Origin of the sequence: Pseudomonas sp. NPDC089743 (assembly GCF_044748785.1) — a bacterium.
Lineage (GTDB): Bacteria > Pseudomonadota > Gammaproteobacteria > Pseudomonadales > Pseudomonadaceae > Aquipseudomonas > Aquipseudomonas putida_X.
In genome coordinates, this window is sequence record NZ_JBIVGS010000001.1 from 34,391 (window position 1) to 55,817 (window position 21,427).

The 21,427-nt window shown below is 62.0% G+C and carries 20 protein-coding genes; 10 read left to right on the plus strand and 10 right to left on the minus strand.

All coding sequences use genetic code 11. The annotated features are described in order from the left end of the window. Positions 1 to 36: 36 nt before the first annotated feature. The 6 genes from ACIPZC_RS00165 to ACIPZC_RS00190 all read right to left on the minus strand — a co-directional run bounded on the left by ACIPZC_RS00165 (position 37) and on the right by ACIPZC_RS00190 (position 5,565). Positions 37 to 813 (minus strand): N-acetylmuramoyl-L-alanine amidase, encoded by a 777-nt coding sequence (locus tag ACIPZC_RS00165; protein ID WP_241806793.1) that lies wholly within the window; start codon positions 811 to 813, stop codon positions 37 to 39. A gap of 65 nt (positions 814 to 878) precedes the next feature. Beyond that, positions 879 to 2,846 (minus strand): GGDEF domain-containing protein, encoded by a 1,968-nt coding sequence (locus ACIPZC_RS00170; RefSeq protein WP_400623948.1) that lies wholly within the window; start codon positions 2,844 to 2,846, stop codon positions 879 to 881. A gap of 96 nt (positions 2,847 to 2,942) precedes the next feature. Next, a complete protein-coding gene (locus tag ACIPZC_RS00175; RefSeq protein WP_241806795.1) occupies positions 2,943 to 3,797 on the minus strand; it encodes an endonuclease/exonuclease/phosphatase family protein in 855 nt (284 codons plus the stop codon). An 11-nt stretch (positions 3,798 to 3,808) separates the two neighbouring features. Further along, on the minus strand, positions 3,809 to 4,444 hold the full coding sequence (gene dsbA, locus ACIPZC_RS00180; protein WP_400623952.1) for a thiol:disulfide interchange protein DsbA: 636 nt from the start codon (positions 4,442 to 4,444) through the stop codon (positions 3,809 to 3,811). Positions 4,445 to 4,613: 169 nt separating this feature from the next. Continuing rightward, entirely contained in the window at positions 4,614 to 5,231 is a 618-nt protein-coding gene (locus ACIPZC_RS00185; protein WP_400623954.1) for a c-type cytochrome, read from the minus strand. 31 nt (positions 5,232 to 5,262) lie between these two features. Further along, positions 5,263 to 5,565, minus strand: a complete 303-nt coding sequence (locus ACIPZC_RS00190) for a cytochrome c5 family protein (RefSeq protein ID WP_241806799.1) — start codon at positions 5,563 to 5,565, stop codon at positions 5,263 to 5,265. Between the two features lie 193 nt (positions 5,566 to 5,758). Here ACIPZC_RS00190 and yihA point away from each other — a divergent pair, with 193 nt between their 5' ends. Then, complete coding sequence (yihA, locus tag ACIPZC_RS00195) at positions 5,759 to 6,391, plus strand: ribosome biogenesis GTP-binding protein YihA/YsxC (protein ID WP_012316856.1); 633 nt, start codon at positions 5,759 to 5,761, stop codon at positions 6,389 to 6,391. Between the two features lie 368 nt (positions 6,392 to 6,759). Here the strand turns inward: yihA and polA are convergent, their stop codons facing one another. After that, a complete protein-coding gene (polA, locus tag ACIPZC_RS00200) occupies positions 6,760 to 9,507 on the minus strand; it encodes a DNA polymerase I (RefSeq protein WP_400623959.1) in 2,748 nt (915 codons plus the stop codon). A gap of 74 nt (positions 9,508 to 9,581) precedes the next feature. On the opposite strand from polA, the gene ACIPZC_RS00205 reads away from it, so the two are divergent. After that, a complete protein-coding gene (locus ACIPZC_RS00205; RefSeq protein ID WP_013970316.1) occupies positions 9,582 to 9,869 on the plus strand; it encodes a DUF2782 domain-containing protein in 288 nt (95 codons plus the stop codon). Between the two features lie 69 nt (positions 9,870 to 9,938). Beyond that, positions 9,939 to 10,889 (plus strand): homoserine kinase, encoded by a 951-nt coding sequence (locus tag ACIPZC_RS00210; protein WP_241806803.1) that lies wholly within the window; start codon positions 9,939 to 9,941, stop codon positions 10,887 to 10,889. Positions 10,890 to 10,996: 107 nt separating this feature from the next. Here the strand turns inward: ACIPZC_RS00210 and ACIPZC_RS00215 are convergent, their stop codons facing one another. Continuing rightward, the gene (locus ACIPZC_RS00215) at positions 10,997 to 11,905 is read right to left on the minus strand and encodes a zinc ABC transporter substrate-binding protein (RefSeq protein ID WP_400623964.1); all 909 of its coding nucleotides are present in this window, start codon (positions 11,903 to 11,905) and stop codon (positions 10,997 to 10,999) included. A 66-nt stretch (positions 11,906 to 11,971) separates the two neighbouring features. Between ACIPZC_RS00215 and zur the strand changes: the two genes are divergently transcribed. From zur to ACIPZC_RS00235, 4 genes are all read left to right on the plus strand, one after another. After that, positions 11,972 to 12,457, plus strand: a complete 486-nt coding sequence (zur, locus tag ACIPZC_RS00220) for a zinc uptake transcriptional repressor Zur (RefSeq protein ID WP_241806808.1) — start codon at positions 11,972 to 11,974, stop codon at positions 12,455 to 12,457. Then, entirely contained in the window at positions 12,454 to 13,227 is a 774-nt protein-coding gene (gene znuC, locus ACIPZC_RS00225; RefSeq protein WP_241806809.1) for a zinc ABC transporter ATP-binding protein ZnuC, read from the plus strand. Before zur ends, znuC begins: the two co-directional genes overlap by 4 nt. Next, entirely contained in the window at positions 13,220 to 14,002 is a 783-nt protein-coding gene (znuB, locus tag ACIPZC_RS00230; RefSeq protein ID WP_241806811.1) for a zinc ABC transporter permease subunit ZnuB, read from the plus strand. Before znuC ends, znuB begins: the two co-directional genes overlap by 8 nt. 127 nt (positions 14,003 to 14,129) lie before the next feature. After that, positions 14,130 to 14,837 carry a PA5502 family lipoprotein gene (locus tag ACIPZC_RS00235; protein WP_400623968.1) on the plus strand — a complete coding sequence of 236 codons (708 nt, stop codon included), beginning with the start codon at positions 14,130 to 14,132 and terminating at the stop codon, positions 14,835 to 14,837. 51 nt (positions 14,838 to 14,888) lie between these two features. On the opposite strand, the gene katE is transcribed toward ACIPZC_RS00235, so the two are convergent. Further along, positions 14,889 to 17,033, minus strand: coding sequence for a catalase HPII (gene katE, locus ACIPZC_RS00240; RefSeq protein ID WP_400623971.1), 2,145 nt, complete (start codon positions 17,031 to 17,033; stop codon positions 14,889 to 14,891). Positions 17,034 to 17,259: 226 nt separating this feature from the next. Here katE and ACIPZC_RS00245 point away from each other — a divergent pair, with 226 nt between their 5' ends. From ACIPZC_RS00245 to ACIPZC_RS00255, 3 genes are all read left to right on the plus strand, one after another. Continuing rightward, positions 17,260 to 18,267: a methionine ABC transporter ATP-binding protein gene (locus tag ACIPZC_RS00245; RefSeq protein ID WP_241806815.1), complete on the plus strand. Its 1,008-nt coding sequence runs from the start codon at positions 17,260 to 17,262 to the stop codon at positions 18,265 to 18,267. Next, positions 18,267 to 18,938 (plus strand): methionine ABC transporter permease, encoded by a 672-nt coding sequence (locus ACIPZC_RS00250; protein WP_400623975.1) that lies wholly within the window; start codon positions 18,267 to 18,269, stop codon positions 18,936 to 18,938. Before ACIPZC_RS00245 ends, ACIPZC_RS00250 begins: the two co-directional genes overlap by 1 nt. Positions 18,939 to 19,002: 64 nt before the next feature. Then, positions 19,003 to 19,773, plus strand: coding sequence for a MetQ/NlpA family ABC transporter substrate-binding protein (locus tag ACIPZC_RS00255; RefSeq protein WP_241806817.1), 771 nt, complete (start codon positions 19,003 to 19,005; stop codon positions 19,771 to 19,773). Positions 19,774 to 19,867: 94 nt separating this feature from the next. Here ACIPZC_RS00255 and ACIPZC_RS00260 read toward each other — a convergent pair whose 3' ends face one another. Beyond that, positions 19,868 to 21,394: a PLP-dependent aminotransferase family protein gene (locus tag ACIPZC_RS00260; RefSeq protein ID WP_400623978.1), complete on the minus strand. Its 1,527-nt coding sequence runs from the start codon at positions 21,392 to 21,394 to the stop codon at positions 19,868 to 19,870. Positions 21,395 to 21,427 lie beyond the last annotated feature (33 nt).

Genomic DNA, 21,427 nt, shown 5'->3' on the forward strand with positions numbered 1-21,427 from the left:
GGCTTGGCCGTTTGGCGGAGCCCAGGGCGCGAAGGTTCAGCGCTTGCGGTTGAGCACGTGAAGCATTGCGGCTGTCTGCGCATCGGGCAGGCCGTCGAAGCGCTGTGGCCGGAAACGCATCTGGAACGCCGCAATGACATGGCGGGTAGCGACATCGAGCTGCCCGGTCTGTTCAATGGCGTAGCCGAAGCGTGCCAGCTCTTGCTGGTACCAACCTATGCTCGGCGGATTGACGTTGAAATACGCCTGCTGGCGCGCCACGGCGCCAGGCTCTGGCCATACCCCAAGCCCCGCATCGGCCAGACGCTTCCAGGGGAACAGCGGCCCCGGGTCCAGTTTGCGCAAGGGTGCGATATCACTGTGGCCAACGATATGGCTAGGGTCGATGTTGTTACGTTTGACGATGTCCTTGAGCAGCGCGATCAGAGACTGAATTTGCGCTTCGCTGTAGGGGTACCAGACTCGCCCGTTGGGCGTGGTGTCGAAGCCTGGGTTGACGATCTCGATACCGATCGAGCTCGAATTCAGCCAGGTTCGCCCCTGCCATTGGCTGTCCCCGGCATGCCAGGCACGACGGCTTTCATCGACCAGTTGATACACCGTGGCCGGGCCGTCTCCGATCAGGTAGTGGCTGCTGACCTCGCCGTGGGTCAGCAGCGCCAGCGAGCGCTCCAGCGAGGCGTTGGTGTAATGCAGCACGACGAACTGGATGCGGTTGTCCTGGTTGGCCGAGGGGTGGCTGCGGTCGATACGCAGGCCGGTCGAACAACCGGCCAGAACGATTAGCAAAAATGCAGTGAACAACGCTTTCATGGAAGAAGCCAGGGTGGTTAGCCAGTGACGCTCTAGCATAACGTATGCGCCCCCGTCTCACCCGCTCAGCTTTGTTCCACCCGATTACGGCCCAGGTCCTTGGCCCGGTACAGCGCCGTATCCGCACGCTTGAGCACCTGATCACCGCGCTCACCCGAGCGGAATGCGCTCAAACCGATGGAGGCGGTGATCACCACCCGTTCGCCCTTGAAATGGAACGGACACGCTTCGATCGCGGCACGCAGCACCTCGGCCACTTGGGCAGCGACGGTGGGTGAGGTCTGCGCCAGTAACAGTACGAACTCCTCGCCGCCAAACCGGGCGATGAAATCGCGCGGACGCAGGCGCTTGCGCAACTGGTCAGCGACGATCTTCAGCACCTTGTCACCCGCCAGATGGCCATAGCTGTCATTGATGCGCTTGAAGTGGTCCAAGTCCAGGATCGCCATCGCCAAATGGCCGCCGTTCTCCTGCCAGGCCTGCATTTCGCGCTCTACCTGCTCGCTCCAGGCCGCACGATTGGGCAGCCCGGTCAGCGGGTCGATCAATGCCTTCTGCCGCTGTTCCTCAAGGTGTTCGCGGTAGCCGAGGGCCTCTTGCTCCATGTTGGCGACGCGCTCGGCCAAGCCCTGTAGTCGCCCGGCGAGCTCCTGTTCGCGACGGTCACGCTCATGCTGATGCTCATCCATCGTGCCCAGCAGCCCTTCCAGGCGGTTCTCGAGAATGTGCTTGAGGCTGTCCACATCGACTGCCCCTTGCACGCTGCTTTGCAGGCCATCGACCTGCTCACGCAGCTGGCTGTCCAGTTCGCGAGCAGCAGAACTGTTGTCGGCATGACCGGCACTGGCTTCATGAAGGTGGCTCTGGAAGCTTTCCAGGCGCTCATTGAGCTGCTGCAGGTACGTCTCGAATTCGTGCTGCCCGCTGTCGGTGATCGCCAGCATGAGCACCGCCAGGTCATCGAGCACCGGGATCAGCTCGTACCAGTTCAGCCCCCGCGCCACGCGCTCGCGCATTTGCAGTGCCTGGGCTTTGTGGCGTTCCGGCAGGCTGAGGTCATCGAGCAGGCCGATCAGGGTTTGCTCGATATGCGCGGCAACCTGGCTGTAGGGCGGCTCGACTGCGTCAGGGAGCGAATAGGGCCCGTCTTCGCCGAAGGTTTCTTCCAGGGGTTTCAGCGCTTGTGGCTCATCGGCCTGCAGTGGCAGCTCGGCCCGAACGCCTTCGGGGCGCTGCGGCTCCTCAGCGCAGTCGGGTGCGACAGCGTCCCGGGCTGGCGCCGGTGCCGGCGGCTCAGGTTCGCTTGGGGCGGGCGGCGCGGCATCAGGCGTTGCAGGCACCACAGGTTCGGGGTTATCAACCTCAGGCGCTGCCAGCGGCTGCAGCTCGTCGATATCCCGGGGTGGCAGATCCACCAGGACCGGCCCGTCCGGCAATGGCTGCAGTTCAGGCTCAGCGATCGCAGAAGGGGCCGCCGGCTCCACAGCGCTGCCACTCCCCGGTTCGCTTTCGCGGTTGCCGAACAAACGTTGCAAAAAGCCCGGCCTGGCCTCCTCGTCCGGCCTGTCCAAAGAGGACAGCGCCCTCCCCTGCAAACCGCTCAGCTCTGCGAGCAGCGGCGGCAGCTCGCGCGACTGGCTGACGCCGCCGTCGAGTTTCTTCGCCAGTTTCTTGAGCGACCGCGTCACGTCACCCGACAACGGCAGGCCTTGCAGCTGCGTCACAAGCGCAGTCAGGGCATCGCTGACCTGGTTCATGCGGGTTTCGCGGCGCTGCTCGGAGTCGAGCACGGCCTTTTCAAGACGCGGGATCAACCCGGCAAGGCCGGCATCCATGTCGTCGCGGCGAATGACCTCACGCATTTCCTTCATGCACTGGTCCACTGCCTTGTCGCTGCCTTCAGCGGCCAAGGTACTGCGCACCAGGCCTCGACGCAGCAGGTCAAGCCGCGCGGCCCATCGCCGCTCCAGCTTCTCCTGCTGTTCGATGCTTTTAAGGTATTTTTCTTTCCAGCGCTCGGCTTCTTCGGTCATGCCTGGATCCGCAACGGGTGATGCATCGGTGGGCTGTGGTTACACGCTGTCGGCGCACGGCGGGAACTCTTGAATGCTCCATGGCCTTTTGCTGATCTAGCTCAGGACCGGAAGCGTATCCACAGTCAATGCATCAGGCAATCGGATCTCTACGGCGACCGGGAGATGGTCGGAAATAGGCTGGGCCAGTACCTCGACCCGCTCCAGGGTCAGGCTCGGGCTGAGCAGGATGTGGTCCAGGCAACGCTGCGGGCGCCAGCTGGGAAAGGTCGCTTCGACCTGCGGGGCGATCAGGCCCAGATCACGCAGGGGGGAATGGTCGAGCAAGTCATTGGCATGGGTGTTCATGTCGCCCATCAGAACCTGGTGACGGTATCCACCGATCAGTTCACGGATGTAAGCGAGTTGGCGAGCGCGGGTCTTGGCACCCAGCGCAAGATGCATCATGACCACGATCAGGGCGTCCTCGCCTTCACCGAAGCGCACCAGGATCGCACCGCGGCCGGAGGGGCCGGGCAGAGGATGATCTTCCAACAGGTGCGGCTTGAGGCGGCTGAGTACGCCATTGCTGTGCTGGGCGAAATGCCCAAGGTTACGGTTGAGCTGTTGGTACCAGTAAGGGAAGCCCCCCAACTGGGCCAGGTGCTCCACCTGGTTGACGTAACCGGACCGAAGGCTGCCGCCATCGACCTCCTGCAAAGCCACCAGGTCGAAATCGTTGAGCAGGTCGCCGATTTTCTGCAGATTGCCGGCGCGCCCGGTGTGCGGCAGCAGGTGCTGCCAGCTACGGGTCAGGTAATGCCGATAGCGCTCGGTACTGATGCCGACCTGGATATTGAAGCTGAGCAGCCGCAGGCGACCATCTTCCGGCAGGCCATTGGCCTGCAGATGATGCTCGTTGACCTGCGGCTGGTGCAGGCCAACACCACGCGCGGTTCTGAACCGGGGCATGGCTTCGCCGCTTACTTAGCGGCGCGCTCCTTGTCGATCAGCTGGTCGGCGACATTCAGCACGCCTTCCGGGCCTTTAGCGGTGCCGAGGTCAAAACGGTATTTGCCGTTCACCACCATGCTAGGTACGCCAGTGATTTCGTACTTTTTCGCCAGTTCCTTGGCCTGTTTGACCTGGCCCTTGATGGCGAACGAGTTGAAGGTGGCGAGGAATTTATCCTTGTCGACGCCTTGGGTGGCGAGGAAGTCAGCCATGTCGTCGGGATCGGTCAGGCGCTTGTGCTGGTTCTGGATGGCATCGAACACCGCAGCGTGAACCTTGTGCTCCACGCCCATGGCTTCGAGGGTCAGGAACATCTGGCCGTGGGCATCCCATGGCCCGCCGAACATCGCCGGCACGCGTTTGAAGTTAACGTCCTTCGGCAGTTTTTCAACCCAAGGGTTGATCACCGGCTCGAAGTGGTAGCAATGAGGGCAACCGTACCAGAACAGCTCGACCACTTCGATCTTGCCGGGAACGGACACCGGAATAGGGTTGCTCAGCTCGAGGTATTCCTTGCCGGCTGTGGCAGGCTCCGCAGCCTGAACGGCAGACATACCGAATACGCTGGCGGCGACCAGCGCAGCGCTGAGAATCAGTTTACGCATGCTTTACTCCTGAGCAGTCTTTGGTCGCCTCTACACGACCTGTATTGAGACAGGTCGGGACGGGCCCGAGTTCTGTAGTGTACCGGCTGCGGACCGAAAAAAGGGCGGTCCGCGCCGCCCTTTCATCTTTAGCGTTGCAGCATTAACCGAATGTTAATGCGCAGCTATCTCAGTGGAGGCCCTGGATATAACTGGCCAACGCTTCGATATCATGGTTGCTCAGCTTGCCGGCTATGGTCCGCATGGTCATGGCATCACCATCATTGGTGCGGTTGCCCTCGCGGAAGTCGGTGAGCTGCTTGGTCACGTATTGCGAATGCTGGCCACTCAGGTGCGGGAAGCCGGCCAGCGCGATGCCTGCGCCATTGGGGGAGTGGCAACCGGTGCAGGCAGGCATGCCTTTTTCCAGATCGCCGCCATTGAACAGCGCCCGGCCACGCTCGACCAATTTGGGGTCGGCAGCGCCGACGCTGCCTTTCTGGCTGGCGAAGTAGGCGGCGATGTCGGCCAGGTCCTGATCGTTGAAGTTGGCCAGCATGCCGGTCATCTCCAGCACGGTACGCTTGCCGGACTTTATGTCATGCAACTGTTTTTCGAGATAGCGCTGGCCCTGGCCAGCCAGTTTGGGGAAGTTGGGCGCCAGGCTATTGCCGTCGGGGTTGTGGCAGGCACCACAGATGGCGGTCTTGGCCTGGCCGGCGGCGGCATCGCCTATGATAGGTTCTGCAGCAGTGGCCGCACCTGCGACACCCATGGTCAACAGCAGACTCACGACTAGTTTGTTCATCAGCTAATCCAACACGGCTAAGGGTGAAATGTTATGTATCGGGACTGCCGCTCATCCAAAGGATGACCAAACGGTAGTCCTCGGCACTGCAGTCCATGCACAATCCACGCGGCGGCATAGCCTTGAAACCCTGAGTCACATGAGCCGTGAGCACCTCCATGCCTTGCGCCAGCCTTGGCTCCCAAGCTGCCCGGTCACCCTTCCTGGGCGCCTGTGGCAACTGCCCGGCGTGACAGGCCGCACACGTGCGGTTGTACAACGCCTCGGGATCCTGTGTAGCCTGTGCGCTGAAAAACGGCAGGAACATACCGACAGCTAGCAGCCATTTCGCCATGCGAAACGACCTGACAGGGTTGGGGGACGCGCTGCGTTCTGATGCGCGAGCTATTGTTCGACACCCCATGCCCGTTCTCCTTCGCTGGGAGAATGAGCACACAAATACTGGGGCATTATATACTTCCGCCATCCAAACGGAAACGACACCGCTTGCCGGCCTAGGCTTTGGCAACACCCACATCGGATATCCCATGCAAGTCAAGAACCCCATCCTCGGCCTCTGCCAGAAAGCCACCTTCGCCCTCAGCGCTGCCAAGGTCGAACAATGCCCGGACGACCAGGGTTACGAGGTGGCTTTCGCCGGCCGCTCCAACGCCGGCAAATCCAGCGCCCTCAATACCCTGACTCATGCCAGCCTGGCGCGAACCTCGAAAACCCCAGGGCGCACCCAGCTGTTGAATTTCTTCAGTCTGGACGATGAACGGCGTTTGGTCGACCTGCCCGGTTACGGATATGCAAAAGTCCCGATCCCACTCAAGCAGCATTGGCAGCGTCACCTGGAGGCCTACCTGGGCAGCCGCGAATGCCTGCGCGGCGTCATTCTGATGATGGATGTGCGCCACCCGATGACCGACTTCGACAAGATGATGCTCGACTGGGCCCGGGCAAGCGGCATGCCGATGCACATCCTGCTGACCAAGGCCGACAAGCTGACCCACGGCGCAGGCAAGAACACACTGCTCAAGGTGCAGTCGGAGATCCGCAAAGGTTGGGGGGATGGCGTGACCATCCAACTGTTCTCGGCACCCAAGCGCCTGGGGCTGGAAGAGGCCTACAAAGTGCTGGCGGGCTGGATGGAGCTGGAAGACAAGCCGGTAGCCTGAGACGACTTCATCGCCGGCAGGCCGGCTTGCCCACCCTGTGGGCGCCGGCTTCCTGGCGAGGGCCGGCATCGCCAGGGCAAATTCCGGGCAAAAAAAACCCCGGACTTCGTATGGGGAGGGGGAAGTTCGGGGTTCAAGTCTGGACCGCTAGGGCGGGGTCCAGGTATCTGCCAACACTTAACACAACATAGGAGCATCGAAGGGCTTCACCAGCCATTCAGTTACTCTGAGTCCCGCTTCACCGGTTTAGTTCCAGAGCCCTCAAAACTATTTGCGATAGTTTCATGAAACCGTGGTACTGATGGCATCGAGCCATGCCAGGATCCGCGTCACTGCAACCCGGATCCTACACAGGTTTCTCTGCTCAATCAGTGAGCTTCGTCCCAATTCGAACCAACGCCAACCTCGACCAGCAGCGGTACATCCAGTTGCGCGGCCTTGCTCATGTGCCCGCGAATTTCATCTTTCACCTGCTCGACCAGATCCTCGCGCACTTCAAGCACCAGTTCGTCGTGGACCTGCAGGATCACCCGCGCATCGAGGCCGCTTTCGCTGAGCCAGTTGTCCACGTTGACCATTGCCCGCTTGATGATGTCGGCGGCGGTACCCTGCATCGGTGCGTTGATCGCCGTGCGCTCGGCGCCCTTGCGCAGGGCCGGGTTCTTGGCGTTGATGTCCGGCAGGTAAAGCCTGCGGCCGAACAAGGTCTCGACGAAGCCTTGCTCGGCAGCCTGGGCCCGGGTGCGTTCCATGTAGGCCAGGACGCCCGGGTAGCGGGCGAAATAGCGGTCGATGTAATCCTGCGACTGCTTGCGGTCTACGCCGATCTGCTTGGCCAGGCCGAAGGCGCTCATACCGTAGATCAGGCCGAAGTTGATGGCTTTCGCGCTACGACGCTGATCGGTGGTCACCGCTTCCAGGGCCACGCCAAAAACTTCCGCCGCCGTGGCACGGTGCACATCCAGATTGTTGCGGAAGGCATGCAGCAGGCCTTCGTCCTTGGCCAGATGGGCCATGATGCGCAGTTCGATCTGCGAATAGTCCGCGGCCAGCAACTTGTAGCCCGGGCTGGCGATGAACGCCTGGCGGATACGCCGGCCTTCGGCGGTACGGATAGGGATATTCTGCAGGTTAGGGTCGCTGGACGACAGGCGCCCGGTGGCGGCCACGGCCTGCTGGTAAGACGTATGGATACGCCCGGTTCGCGGGTTGATCTGGCCCGGCAACTTGTCGGTGTAAGTGCTCTTGAGCTTGCTCAGGCTGCGGTACTGCATCAGTACCTCCGGCAACGGGTAGCCTTGCTCGGCCAACTCGTCCAGTACCGCTTCGGCCGTGGATGGCTGGCCCTTGGCGGTCTTGCTCAGCACCGGCATGCCGAGCTTGTCATAGAGGATCGAGCCGAGCTGTTTGGGCGAACCGAGGTTGAATTCCTCACCCGCCAACTCATAGGCCCGACGCTCGAGGTCGGCCATTTTGACGCCCAACTCCCCGCTCTGAATCTGTAACAGGGCAGCATCGACCAGCGCGCCCTGGCGCTCGATCTTGGCCAGTACCGGCACAAGCGGCATCTCGATATCCATCAGCACCGGCTGCACGCTCGGGGTCTGCGCAAGGCGGGCCTGCAGCGCCTGATGCAGGCGCAGGGTAATGTCGGCGTCTTCGGCAGCGTAAGGGCCGGCCTTGTCCAGGTGGATCTGGTTGAAGTTCAGCTGTTTGGCGCCTTTGCCGGCGATGTCTTCGAAAGCGATGGTGGCGTGGTCGAGGTACTTCTGCGCCAGGCTGTCCATATCATGACGGGTCGCAGTGGAGTTGAGCACATAAGATTCAAGCATGGTGTCATAGGCCACGCCCTGCATGTGGATCGCCGGCGAGCCATTGGCAAGGATGTTGATATCGTACTTGGCGTTCTGCCCTACCTTTGCCTTGGCCGGGTCTTGCAAAAGCGGCTGCAACGCCAGCAACACGGCTTCGCGATCCAGCTGCAGCGGCGCGCCTTCGTAGTCGTGAGCCAACGGTACGTAAGCCGCTTCATGGGGTTCGACAGCGAAGGACAGGCCGACCAGCTGCGCCTTTTGCGCATCGAGGCTGGTGGTCTCGGTGTCGAAGGCGAACAGCGGTGCCTGACGCAGCTTCTCCAACCAGGCGTCGAAGCGAGCCTGATCGAGGATGGTTTCGTAGTTGGGCTCGACCTTGGCCGCAGGCGCCTGCACGGGTGCAACTTCATCGCCGGCCCTGGCCGCGTCCCGCTGCACGTCGGCGATCCAGCTCTTGAATTCCATCTCGGTATAAAGCGCCAGCAGTGCTTCACGGTCCGGCTCGCCGCACACTAGCGCATCTACCTCGATATCCAGCGGCACGTCGACTTTGATGGTCGCCAGTTCGTAGGACAGGAACGCCGCATCACGGTGCTCTTCGAGCTTGGCCGGCAGGGTCTTGGCGCCACGGATCGCCAGCGCCGGCACCTTGTCCAGGTTGGCGTACAGGTCGCTGAGGCCGCCACCGATGCCGGTCAGCAGCCCTACTGCGGTTTTTTCACCGACCCCAGGTACACCCGGGATGTTGTCGACCTTGTCGCCCATCAGGGCGAGGAAGTCGATGATGTGCTCCGGGCCGACGCCAAACTTCTCATGCACGCCAGCTACATCCAGCACACTGCCGGTCATGGTGTTGACCAGGGTAACGTGGCCGTCTACCAGCTGCGCCATGTCCTTGTCACCGGTCGAGATGATCACTGGGCGCCCCTTTGCCGCACTGCTGCGCGCCAGCGTGCCGATCACGTCGTCGGCCTCGACCCCCTCGACGCACAGCAGCGGGTAACCCAAAGCCTTGACGCTGGCATGCAGCGGCTCCACCTGTACCCGCAGGTCGTCTGGCATGCTGGGGCGGTTGGCCTTGTACTCGGCGAACATGGCATCGCGGAAGGTACCGCCCTTGGCATCGAACACCACGGCGAACAGGCTGTCGGGGTATTGCTTGCGCAGGCTCTTGAGCATGTTCAGCACCCCCTTGACCGCGCCGGTGGGCATACCCTTGGAAGTGGTCAACGGCGGCAGCGCGTGGAAGGCGCGGTAAAGGTAGGAGGAACCGTCCACCAGGACGAGGGGCGCTTGGCTCATGAGCAGAATCAACCTTTTCGGCGGGTCCGGAGCTAGAATAGCCGGATCAATGACGACAAAGGGACAAGGTTATCATGCGTACACTCAATCGCCTGTTACTGCTCGGCCTGTTGGCAACCATGCCTGTCGTCACCCTGGCAGCGGATGACGCTCCCTCGGCAGATCCCGAGGTAACCATTCGCACCGAAGGCGATAAAACCATCCAGGAATACCGGCAAAACGGCTTCCTGTATGCGATCAAGATCACGCCGAAAAACGGCAAGCCTTATTTTCTGGTACGCGCCGATGGCTCTGATGGCAATTTCATTCGTTCCGACCAACCGGACATGCTGATCCCGTCCTGGAAGATCTTCGAGTGGTAATCTGACGCGTATCGTTCACATCAACCTGGCACTTCCCGGCGGAAGTGCCCGTATGGGCATTCTTTCATCATGTCAGTCTTCACCCCCGTGACCCGGCCTGAGCTGGAAACCTTTCTGGCGCCGTATCAGCTGGGCCGTCTGCTCGACTTCCAGGGCATTGCCGCCGGCACCGAAAACAGCAATTTCTTCGTCAGCCTCGAACAGGGGGAGTTCGTCCTGACGCTGATCGAGCGCGGCCCCAGCGAGGACATGCCGTTCTTCATCGAGCTGCTCGACACGCTGCACGCCGCCGATATGCCGGTGCCTTACGCCCTACGTGACCGTGACGGCAATGGCCTGCGCGAGCTGTGCGGCAAGCCGGCACTGCTGCAGCCGAGGCTGTCGGGCAAGCACATCAAGGCGCCGAACAACCAGCACTGCGCCCAGGTAGGTGAGCTGCTGGCGCACATCCACCTGGCCACCCGCGAGCACGTCATCGAGCGCAAGACCGATCGCGGCCTGGACTGGATGCTCGCCAACGGTGCCGAGCTGATGCCACGGCTCTCGGCAGACCAGGTTGCCTTGCTGCAGCCAGCGCTGGACGAAATCATCGCGCACAAAGCGCAGATCCTGGCATTGCCCCGGGCCAACCTGCATGCCGACCTGTTCCGCGACAACGTGATGTTCGAAGGCACCCACCTGACCGGCGTCATCGACTTCTACAATGCCTGCTCAGGGCCGATGCTGTACGACATCGCCATCACCGTGAATGACTGGTGCCTGGATGAAACCGGTGCGATCGATATGCCGCGTGCCCAGGCCCTGCTGGCGGCCTATGCCGCGCTACGGCCGTTCACGGCAGCCGAGGCCGAGCTCTGGCCGCAGATGTTGCGGGTAGGGTGCGTGCGTTTCTGGCTGTCGCGTTTGATCGCGGCCGAGTCGTTTGCCGGGATGGATGTGATGATCCATGACCCTGCCGAGTTCGAGGTGCGTCTGGCGCAGCGCCAGCAAGTGGCCTTGCACCTGCCGTTCGCCCTCTGATCTCAGTGCCCTGACGCTGGCAAGCCAGCCCCACAGGTGCCGCACAGCGCTTGAATGCCATGCGGTCGAAGTGGGGCTGGTTTGCCGACGACAGGCCAGTACAGGCGCTAGAGCTGCTCCAGGCACCCTGCCAGGTCACCGCCCAGCTTTTCCAGCAAACGCTCGTAGCCCAGGGCATCCACTGGGTCATTCCCGCCCAATGCATCCAGCTCCGCCAAGCGCACCGGCAGCCCGGCCGTCAGCGTTTCAGCCAAGCGCGGCCGCAGCGGCGGCTCACTGAACACGCAGGTTTTGCCCACTTCCTGCAGGCGCTTGCGCATGGCCGCGACATGCTGTGCGCCAGGCTGCACCTCGGCGGCCACACTGAACACACCCGTGTGCTTGAGCCCATAAGCAGACTCGAAGTAGTCAAAGGCTTCGTGGAACACGAAGTAGGGCTTGTCGGCAACACCCGCCACCCGCGCCTTGATGCGTGCATCCAGGCTATCGAGGCGCCCGGTGAAGGCTTTCAGGTTGCTCTGGTAGCGCGCAGCGTTGGCAGGGTCCGCAGACGCCAGGTCCGCTGCCATCTTCGCCGCAATCACCCTGGCGTTGACTGACGACAACCACAGATGCGCGTCCAGGCTGCCCGGACGATGATCATGGTCATGATCGTCATGCGCTGCTTCATCGTGTGAATGGCTGTCCTCGCCAAAGTGACGCAGGTGCATACCCGGTAACGACTGAACAGCCACGACAGGTTTGCTGCGGCTGCCCAGCACCCGCGGCAGGAAGCCTTCCATGTCGGGGCCGATCCAGTACAGCAGATCGGCATCGCCGACGCGGCGCACGTCGGATGGGCGCAGGGCGTAGTGGTGTGGCGAGGCACCCGGAGGCAGCAGCACTTCGGGGGTGCCTACCCCGTCCTGCACAGCCGCGGCAATCTGCTGCAACGGTTTGATACTGGTCAGCACACGGACGTCGGCTTGCGCCGAGCAGGCGATAAAAGCGACAAAAAGCACAAGCAATCGGGACACTGTGAATACTCGACTCGATAGAAACGGGTAACATAATAACGTCTCTGTCCAGAACCGTCGCTGCCCATGTCCATCACGCCGCTGGCCCACCGCCCCCACGATCACTCTCACTGCGTGCACAGCGCCCTGACCGAGGCTGAGGTGCTGTGCACGCGCCAGGGCCTGCGCCTGACCGCCTTGCGCCGGCGTGTGCTGGAGCTGGTGTGGCAGAGCCACAAGCCGCTGGGCGCCTACGACATCCTCGCCGTGCTCAGCGAACAGGATGGCCGGCGTGCTGCGCCACCTACCGTTTATCGGGCGCTGGATTTCCTGCTGGAAAACGGCCTGGTACACCGCATCGCCTCACTCAATGCCTTCATCGGTTGCAGCCACCCAGAGCACGTGCACCAAGGCCAGTTCCTGATCTGCCGCGAATGCCACATCGCCATCGAACTGGAGCAGGACAGCATCAGCGATGCGATCCTCGCCAGCGCCAAGGGCGTGGGTTTCAGCGTAGAAACGCAGACGGTAGAAATTGTCGGCCTGTGCGGCAATTGCCGGGGCGCGGCATGAGTGACGCGCTGATCCGCCTGGAGCAGGTTGGCGTCACGTTCGGTGGCGAGGCCGTGCTCGACAGCATCGACCTGTCGGTGGCGCCCGGCCAGATCGTTACGCTGATCGGGCCCAACGGCGCAGGCAAGACCACCCTGGTACGCGCTGTGCTCGGGCTGCTCAAGCCGCATCGCGGCACCGTCTGGCGCAAGCCGAAGCTGCGTATCGGCTACATGCCGCAAAAAATCCAGGTGGACGCGACCCTGCCGTTGTCAGTGCTGCGCTTTCTGCGCCTGGTACCCGGTGTTGGCCGGCAGGCCGCGTTGTCGGCACTGCAGGAAGTGGGCGCCGAACAGGTCATCGACAGCCCGATCCAGACCATCTCCGGCGGCGAGATGCAGCGTGTGCTGCTGGCCAGGGCGCTGCTGCGCGAGCCCCAGCTGCTGGTACTGGATGAGCCGGTACAAGGCGTGGACGTGGTCGGCCAGACCGAGTTGTACAACCTCATCACCCGCCTGCGCGACCGCCATGGTTGCGGCGTATTGATGGTCTCGCACGACTTGCACCTGGTCATGAGCGCCACCGACCAGGTGGTCTGCCTCAACCGCCATGTCTGCTGCTCCGGCCACCCAGAGCAGGTCAGCAACGACCCAGCCTTCGTCGAACTGTTCGGCCAGAACGCACCGAGCCTGGCCGTCTATCACCACCACCATGATCACAGCCACGACCTGCATGGCTCGGTGGTCGCCCCTGGCCCACATGTACACGGAGACCACTGCAAGCATGGCTGATTTTCTTCTTTACGCCCTGCTCGCGGGTCTTTCCCTGGCGCTGGTGGCGGGGCCGCTGGGCTCTTTCGTGGTGTGGCGGCGCATGGCCTACTTCGGCGATACCTTGTCCCACGCAGCGCTGCTGGGCGTGGCCATGGGCTTCGTGCTGGACGTCAGCCCGGCGCTGGCGGTAACCGTGGGGTGCCTGTTGCTGGCGATCCTTCTGGTGACCCTGCAGCAACGCCAACCATTGGCCTCTGACACGCTGCTCGGCATTCTCGCCCCCAGTACGTTGTCGCTGGGCCTGGTGGTGCTGAGCTTCATGCACGATGTACGCATCGACCTGATGGCCTACCTGTTCGGCGACTTGCTGGCCATCAGTACCACTGACCTGGCCTGGATCCTGGCCGGCAGCGCGCTGGTGCTGGTGCTGCTGGCAGTCCTTTGGCGACCGTTGCTGGCGGTTACCGTTCACGAAGAGCTGGCCATGGTCGAAGGCCTGCCAGTCGCAGGCCTGCGCCTGGCGCTGATGCTGCTGATTGCCGTCGTCATCGCCGTCGCCATGAAGATCGTCGGCGTGCTGTTGATCACCTCTTTGCTGATCATCCCTGCCGCTGCGGCGCAACGCCATGCGCGCTCGCCAGAGCAGATGGCATTGGGGGCCAGCCTGCTGGGCGTCACGGCCGTCTGCGGTGGCCTGGCCATGTCCTGGTTCAAGGACACACCGGCCGGCCCGTCGATCGTGGTCTGCGCGGCAGTGCTATTCTTGCTGAGCCTGGCCCTGCCCAAACGTTGAATTCCAGGGTGCGCCATGGCACACCCTGCAACCTTTTCGCGGGTAAAGGGTCTGTAAGACTTGTTTTCGAGCGTGCGCACCTGGGTGTAGACTTGCTCGCTTTTTGCGCAAATAGAGAGTCGCAGGAATGAAGCCGTTCGCATCCCGTTATCTGCTTGTTGCCGCGTTTTCCCTGTTCCTGGCCGCTTGTTCGAGCGCGCCGGTCGAGCAGACAGGTGCACCTGCCCAAGCCGATGCCTGGCAGCAGCTGCAGCAAAGCATCAACAGCAATGAATTGGCCACAGCCGAAGATCAGCTTGCCTCGCTGCAGGCTCAATCGCCAGACGTTGGCCGCCTGGAACACTACCAGCGGCAACTGGCTGAGGCTTACCTCAAACGCAGCCAGATCGTCCTTCAGAAGGGTGACGTAAACGCTGCCGCAACCGCCCTGGCACGCGCCCGCGCCCTGATGCCACAGGCCCCTGCCGTGACTGGCGGGGACGCGGTCTCGCAGGCACGCAAGGCTGAGCTGGAAAAAGCCGAGGCTGCCTTGAAAGCTGCCGAGGCCAGGCCCAAGGCGCGGGTGATTGACCCGGCTGCGCCCAGCACGGTCATTGCGCTGAATACCACGGACATCCGTGCCATGCGCCGACAGCTCGATGAGATTGCCATCGATGTGGTGAATTATCAGTGCGAAGTGGTGTTCCAGGTACCTCGCACCGAAGATGCACCTTGGTTGAAGACCTTGCTGGAAAAGCGGGTTCGCAAGATCGACAGCGGGTTCGAACTCCAGCAAAAGCACGAGATTCAGCGCACGTTGCCCGCTCAGGTGGTGTTGGTACCCCATCAGCGTTGATACTTCAGGGCCCCATCGCCGGCAACCGGCGATGGGTATCGCAGCAGCGCCCTACGCAGGAATCGCTTCTGCAGCAGCCTCCCGCTCCCAGACCCGATGCCCTTCCACGGCTTTGACGAAGGCATCCACTGTCTTCTGATCATCCCCTAGCAGCAGGCCCTTGTCCTCTTTCAGGCCCAAGCTGCCGACCAACGCTTTGGCCTCTTTGGCCAACACCATCGCCTTCAAATGCTTGTAACCCTCAAGCAGGAAGTGCTTGGCGACGCCACTGCCGCTCAAGGCATCGATTGAAGCCTTACCTCCCGGTACCACTATCGCGTCGAACATGACCGACGGCATACCCTCGATCGAAGCGTCCACCGGCAGTGGCTTGCCATCGGCGCTCTTCACCGGCGCCGAAGATGGCCCCAAGAGCATGGGCCGCGCGCTTTGTGCTTCGAGCGCTTTGACCAGTTTGTCGACGCTCGCGGAGTCCACGCCATCGGCGACCACAAGGGCAATCTTGCGTCCCTTGATGCCCACATCTCCAGGGTGGTTCATCTGGCTCAAGGCCTTGGACTGCGCAAGCTTGCTTGCTTTGACCTGAACCGTACCCTGCTTGGGCGCCGGCAAACCGAGGTTGGCCGCCACTGCCGCTGCCAGCTTCAGGTCGATATTGGCCAGAATCTCATTGACCTCACGCGCGCGGATTGCTTCGCGCTCCACCTTGCCCAATTCAAAGCTGTAGGCCTTGATGATGTGCTGCTGCTCGGTCGGGCTCATGCTCTGGAAGAACAGCCGCGCCTGCGAGAAGTGATCGCCGAACGACTCGCTGCGCTGGCGGATCTTGTGTGCCTCGATGCGCTCCTGATAGCTCTCGAAGCCACCATCTTGCGCCGCCGGCGGCGTTTCCCGCGGCCAGCCGCCATCGATCGAGTTGGGCTCGTAGGAAGCACGGCCCTTGTCGATGGTCATGCGATGCATGGCATCACGCTGGCCACTGTGGTTCGGCGCTACCGGCCGGTTGATCGGGATCTCGTGGAAGTTAGGCCCGCCAAGGCGGCTGATCTGGGTGTCGGTATAGGAGAACAGGCGGCCCTGCAGCAGCGGGTCGTTGCTGAAGTCGATGCCCGGCACGATATGGCCAGGGCAGAACGCCACCTGCTCGGTCTCGGCGAAGAAGTTGTCCGGGTTGCGGTTGAGCACCATCTTGCCAAGCGGCGTCACCGGCACAAGCTCCTCGGGGATCAGCTTGGTCGGGTCCAGCAGGTCGAAATCGAACTTGTGCTCATCAGCTTCCGGAACGATCTGCACACCCAGTTCCCACTCGGGGTAATCGCCCGTTTCGATCGCTTCCCACAGGTCGCGGCGATGGTAGTCAGTGTCCTTGCCTGCCAGCTTCTGGGCTTCGTCCCACAGTACCGAATGCACGCCCTGGCGTGGCTTCCAGTGGAACTTGACGAAGCTGGCCACGCCTTGGGCATTGACCAGGCGGAAGGTATGCACGCCAAAGCCCTCCATCATCCGCAGGCTGCGCGGGATGGCGCGGTCGGACATGGCCCAGATGACCATGTGCGCCGACTCTGGTACCAGCGAGACAAAATCCCAGAACGTATCGTGGGCCGAGCCGCCGGTGGGAATTTCATTGTGCGGTTCAGGTTTGACCGCGTGTACGAAGTCGGGAAACTTGATGGCATCCTGAATGAAAAATACCGGCATGTTGTTGCCAACGAGGTCGAAATTGCCCTCATCGGTATAAAATTTGACGGCGAAACCACGCACGTCGCGTACGGTGTCACCCGAGCCACGCGGCCCCTGCACGGTGGAGAACCGCACGAAGACCGGGGTGATCTTTTCCGGGTCCTGGAGGAAACCGGCCTTGGTCAGTTCGCTATGGTTGCCGTAGCTCTGGAAGTAACCGTGGGCACCGGTACCCCGGGCGTGGACGATACGCTCGGGAATGCGCTCGTGGTCGAAGTGGGTGATCTTCTCGCGCATGATGAAGTCTTCGAGCAGCGAGGGCCCGCGAGCACCAGCTTTGAGGCTGTTCTGGTTGTCGGCTACCTTCACACCCTGGTTGGTTCGCAAGGCCTGGCCAGTGGCATCGCTGCGAAACGCCTCCAGGCTCTGCAGCTTGGCGTTGGTATTGGCGCGGTCGGGGGTCTGCGTGCCGGCGGCCTCACTGTGCTTGGGCGCGTCCGTTTTCTTGCTGGTCATGGTCGGCTTTCCTCATCAGTCTTCAGGCTTGCCCTGTTCGGGCTGGTTCAAGTAGTGACTAGAGGGCTTTGACGAGCGTTCAATCGGGATTACCAGTTGTCGCGTTATGCCTGATGGATTGGTCCATTACGAAATAAATGCTAAGAACACCTATTGGAAAAGGCTAAAATGCGCCACCCCAGCCAACCGCTGACCCAAATTCCATGCGCCCCACAAGGTTCGCTACGTGATCGAGTTCCAACATGTACACAAGACCTACCGCGTCGCCGGTAGGGAAATCCCCGCTCTGAACCCAACCACCCTGACCATCGAAGACGGCCAGGTGTTCGGCCTGATCGGCCACTCCGGGGCAGGCAAAAGCACCATGCTGCGCCTGATCAACCGGCTGGAAGAGCCCTCGGGCGGGAAGATCATCGTCGACGGTGAAGACGTCACCGCCTTCAACGCCACCCAGCTGCGCGGCTTCCGCCAGCAGGTCGGGATGATCTTCCAGCACTTCAACCTGCTGGCCTCCAAGACCGTCGCCGACAATGTCGCCCTGCCGCTGACGCTGGCGGGCGAGCTGTCGCGGGCCGAAATCGACAAGCGTGTCACGCAGCTGCTGGCCCGGGTGGGCCTGTCGGATCACGCCAAAAAGTACCCGGCACAGCTCTCCGGCGGGCAGAAGCAGCGCGTCGGCATCGCCCGCGCCCTGTCGACCAACCCCAAGATTCTGCTGTGCGACGAAGCCACCAGCGCCCTCGACCCGCAGACCACCGCATCGGTGCTGCAGTTGCTGGCCGAGATCAACCGTGAGCTGAAGCTGACCATCGTGCTGATCACCCACGAAATGGACGTGATCCGCCGGGTCTGCGACCGCGTCGCGGTGATGGATGCCGGCCACATAGTCGAGCAAGGCTCGGTGGCCGACGTGTTCCTGCACCCGCAGCACCCCACCACCAAACGCTTTGTCCAGGAAGACGAGCAGGTCGATGAAGGTGAACAGCGTGACGATTTTGCCCACGTCCCGGGCCGTATCGTGCGCCTGACCTTCCAGGGCGACGCCACCTACGCGCCGCTGCTGGGTACCGTGGCCCGCGAAACCGGCGTGGACTACAGCATCCTCGCCGGGCGTATCGACCGCATCAAGGATGTGCCCTATGGGCAGCTGACCCTGGCCGTCACCGGCGGCGACATGCAAGCCGCGTTCGACCGCTTCTCGGCAGCTGACGTACATATGGAGGTACTGCGTTGATGGACGCCCTGAATTTCTTCGCCAACGTCGACTGGGCCGAAATCTGGTTGGCCACCATCGACACCATGATCATGCTGTTCGGTTCGCTGTTCTTCACCGTGCTGCTGGGCCTGCCACTGGGCGTGCTGCTGTTCCTCTGCGGGCCGAAGCAGATGTTCGAACAGCGGGGTGTGTATGCGCTGCTGTCGCTGGTGGTCAACATTCTGCGCTCGCTGCCGTTCATCATCCTGCTGATCGTGATGATCCCGGTCACCGTGCTGATCACCGGCACCTCGCTGGGCGTTGCCGGCGCCATTCCCCCGCTGGTGGTGGGTGCCACGCCGTTCTTCGCCCGCCTGGTGGAAACCGCCCTGCGTGAAGTGGACCGCGGCATCATCGAGGCCACCCAGTCGATGGGCGCCACCACCCGCCAGATCATCACCAGTGCGTTGTTGCCAGAGGCCCGCCCGGGCATCTTCGCGGCCATTACCGTCACTGCCATCACCTTGGTGTCGTACACCGCCATGGCCGGCGTGGTCGGCGCTGGCGGCCTTGGCGACCTGGCCATCCGCTTCGGCTACCAGCGTTTCCAGACCGATGTAATGGTAGTCACCGTGGTACTGCTGCTGGTTCTGGTTCAAGTACTGCAGAGCGTGGGCGACAAACTGGTCGTGCATTTTTCCCGTAAGTAACCCCAATGGGGTCGGCCTGGCCGACCCGTTCGGGGGCCGTCGCGGCCCTCACAAGGAGTGATTCATGAAGAAGCTGCTTGCTGTCGCTGCCGCTGTCGCGGCGTTTTCGGCCCACGCCGGTGACTTGACCGTCGCCGCTACCCCGGTGCCGCACGCCGAAATTCTCAACTTCGTCAAACCACAGCTGGAGAAAGAGGGTGTAAACCTGAAGGTGAAAGAATTCACCGACTACATCCAGCCAAACGTACAAGTCGCCGAAAAGCGCCTGGATGCCAACTTCTTCCAGCACCAGCCGTACCTGGATGAGTTCAACAAGGCCAAGGGTACCGACCTGGTCAGCGTTGCCGGCGTGCACATCGAGCCGCTGGGCGTCTACTCGACCAAGATCAAGAAGCTCGACGAACTGCCTACCGGCGCCACCGTGGTCATCCCCAACGACGCCACCAATGGCGGCCGTGCCTTGCTGCTGCTGGACAAGGCCGGGGTCATCAAGCTCAAGGACAACAGCAATATCCTGTCGACCGTGAAGGACGTTGTCGGTAACCCGAAGAACGTGAAGTTCCGTGAGCTCGAAGCGGCCACCATCCCGCGTGTACTGACCCAGGTCGATGCTGCCCTGATCAATACCAACTACGCGCTGGAAGCCAAACTGAACCCGGAAAAAGACGCTCTGGCCATCGAAGGCAGCGACTCGCCGTACGTGAACATCCTCGTTGCCCGCCCGGACAACAAGGATTCGCAAGACATGAAGAAACTGGCGGCTGCACTGCACTCGCCTGAGGTGAAGCAGTTCATCACCGAGAAATACAAAGGCGCTGTGGTTCCGGCGTTCTGATCAGCCCCCCGGGCCGCTTTGCGGCCCGACGGCGTGAGCAGCATGCAACACTGCGAGGCCCGCTTTGCGGGCCGTTCGCGATTCCAGGCGGGGTTTATCTCCAAGCCTTACGCAAGCGCATCAACGCCTCGGCAATCTCCCCTTCTGGTACTGCCGCAAACCCGAGCACCAGCCCCGCACGTTTATCCACAGGCACCTCACTGTCCTCAAGCCAGTAACTGCTAAGTGGGTTCACCTCCACACCCACCGCCTCGGCCTTGGCCACCAACTCTTGCTCGCGCGCAAAGTTATCCACATCGACCTTCACATGCAGCCCCGCTGCAACGTCCGGCATCGCCGCCAGCCCCGACACATCACCAGGCCACCCGGCCTTCAGCACGTTGCGCCGGCTCAGCGCCGCACGGCGCATGCGGCGTACGTGCCGCTGAAAATGCCCCTGAGCCATGAACTCAGCCATCACACACTGGGTTCCCACTTCTGAATGCCGCACTGCCAGCGCCCTGCCCTGGCTGAAAGCCTGCACCAAACGCTCCGGCAATACCAAGTAGCCAAGGCGCAGCGCTGGAAAAGCGATCTTGCCGAAGGTACCGACATACAGCACTCGCCCTTGCCGGTCCAAAGCCGCCAACGGAGCCAGCGGTGCTCCGTTATAACGGTATTCACCGTCGTAGTCATCTTCGATGATCCAGCCATCCTGGCGCTCGGCCCAGGCCAGCAACGCCAAGCGGCGGGCCAGGCTCATGGTTACCCCTGTCGGATACTGGTGCGCTGGGGTGACGTAAACCAAGCGACAGTCGCCAGCGTGGGCAAGCCTGGCGCAGTCCAGGCCCTCTTCATCTACCGGCACGCCTCTCACCCGCCCACCCGCCACGGCAAAGGCATGCACGGCGGCACGATACCCGGGGTTTTCCACAGCCACCTCATCCCCCGGTTGCATCAACAGCTGTGCACAAAGGCTTATGGCCTCCTGCGCACCATTGGTGATCACAATTTGTCCAGCCGTGCACGACATGCCCCGTGACCGACGTAGATACGCAGCGATCAACTCACGCAACAATGGCTCGCCCGCCGGGTCGCCATAACCAAGCTGCGCTGGATCTGGGTTTCGCCAGAAGCCCGCTTGCAGCTTGGCCCAGACGTTGAAAGGGAACAGGTCGAACGCTGGAACACCTACTCGAAATGCCCGTGACGGGCCGGCTTTTGGGGATGGCAGATGGTTATTTTTCAGACGCTCCAGGCGCTCGCTGGAGCGTTCACACCTGGATAAATCCTCAGTGCTTTCCGGGCATTTTGTGGATAACCCTGTTGATAAGCCATGGGATAACCCTGTGGACAGTTGTGTGGATAGTTTTGGCAGATGACAAACGTAGGTGCCGTCTCCTACCCGGCTTTCTATGTAGCCCTCGGCGTAAAGCTGGTCATAGGCCCGTACCACGCTGTTGCGCGAGAGCGAGAGCATGCTTGCCAGGTCTCGTGTCGCCGGCAGGCGCGTGCCGCTGCTCAAGCGTCCATCCAGCACCCGAGCACGCAGCGCTTTATACAGCTGCTGACTCAACCCTCGGCGCTGGTCGAGGACGATCCCGGCAGGATCGAATGGCAATACCAAAGGGTGCTCGCTCATCGCATTGGACCTATCAAAATCATCGTCAATGGC

Excerpts from the sequence above, each read along its gene's own strand:
- ACIPZC_RS00165 (WP_241806793.1), bottom strand. The coding sequence starts at position 813 with ATGAAAGCGTTGTTCACTGCATTTTTGCTAATCGTTCTGGCCGGTTGT.
- ACIPZC_RS00170 (WP_400623948.1), bottom strand. The coding sequence starts at position 2,846 with ATGACCGAAGAAGCCGAGCGCTGGAAAGAAAAATACCTTAAAAGCATC.
- ACIPZC_RS00175 (WP_241806795.1), bottom strand. The coding sequence starts at position 3,797 with ATGCCCCGGTTCAGAACCGCGCGTGGTGTTGGCCTGCACCAGCCGCAG.
- dsbA (WP_400623952.1), bottom strand. The coding sequence starts at position 4,444 with ATGCGTAAACTGATTCTCAGCGCTGCGCTGGTCGCCGCCAGCGTATTC.
- ACIPZC_RS00185 (WP_400623954.1), bottom strand. The coding sequence starts at position 5,231 with ATGAACAAACTAGTCGTGAGTCTGCTGTTGACCATGGGTGTCGCAGGT.
- ACIPZC_RS00190 (WP_241806799.1), bottom strand. The coding sequence starts at position 5,565 with ATGGCGAAATGGCTGCTAGCTGTCGGTATGTTCCTGCCGTTTTTCAGC.
- yihA (WP_012316856.1), top strand. The coding sequence starts at position 5,759 with ATGCAAGTCAAGAACCCCATCCTCGGCCTCTGCCAGAAAGCCACCTTC.
- polA (WP_400623959.1), bottom strand. The coding sequence starts at position 9,507 with ATGAGCCAAGCGCCCCTCGTCCTGGTGGACGGTTCCTCCTACCTTTAC.
- ACIPZC_RS00205 (WP_013970316.1), top strand. The coding sequence starts at position 9,582 with ATGCGTACACTCAATCGCCTGTTACTGCTCGGCCTGTTGGCAACCATG.
- ACIPZC_RS00210 (WP_241806803.1), top strand. The coding sequence starts at position 9,939 with ATGTCAGTCTTCACCCCCGTGACCCGGCCTGAGCTGGAAACCTTTCTG.
- zur (WP_241806808.1), top strand. The coding sequence starts at position 11,972 with ATGTCCATCACGCCGCTGGCCCACCGCCCCCACGATCACTCTCACTGC.
- znuC (WP_241806809.1), top strand. The coding sequence starts at position 12,454 with ATGAGTGACGCGCTGATCCGCCTGGAGCAGGTTGGCGTCACGTTCGGT.
- znuB (WP_241806811.1), top strand. The coding sequence starts at position 13,220 with ATGGCTGATTTTCTTCTTTACGCCCTGCTCGCGGGTCTTTCCCTGGCG.
- ACIPZC_RS00235 (WP_400623968.1), top strand. The coding sequence starts at position 14,130 with ATGAAGCCGTTCGCATCCCGTTATCTGCTTGTTGCCGCGTTTTCCCTG.
- katE (WP_400623971.1), bottom strand. The coding sequence starts at position 17,033 with ATGACCAGCAAGAAAACGGACGCGCCCAAGCACAGTGAGGCCGCCGGC.
- ACIPZC_RS00250 (WP_400623975.1), top strand. The coding sequence starts at position 18,267 with ATGGACGCCCTGAATTTCTTCGCCAACGTCGACTGGGCCGAAATCTGG.
- ACIPZC_RS00255 (WP_241806817.1), top strand. The coding sequence starts at position 19,003 with ATGAAGAAGCTGCTTGCTGTCGCTGCCGCTGTCGCGGCGTTTTCGGCC.
- ACIPZC_RS00260 (WP_400623978.1), bottom strand. The coding sequence starts at position 21,394 with ATGAGCGAGCACCCTTTGGTATTGCCATTCGATCCTGCCGGGATCGTC.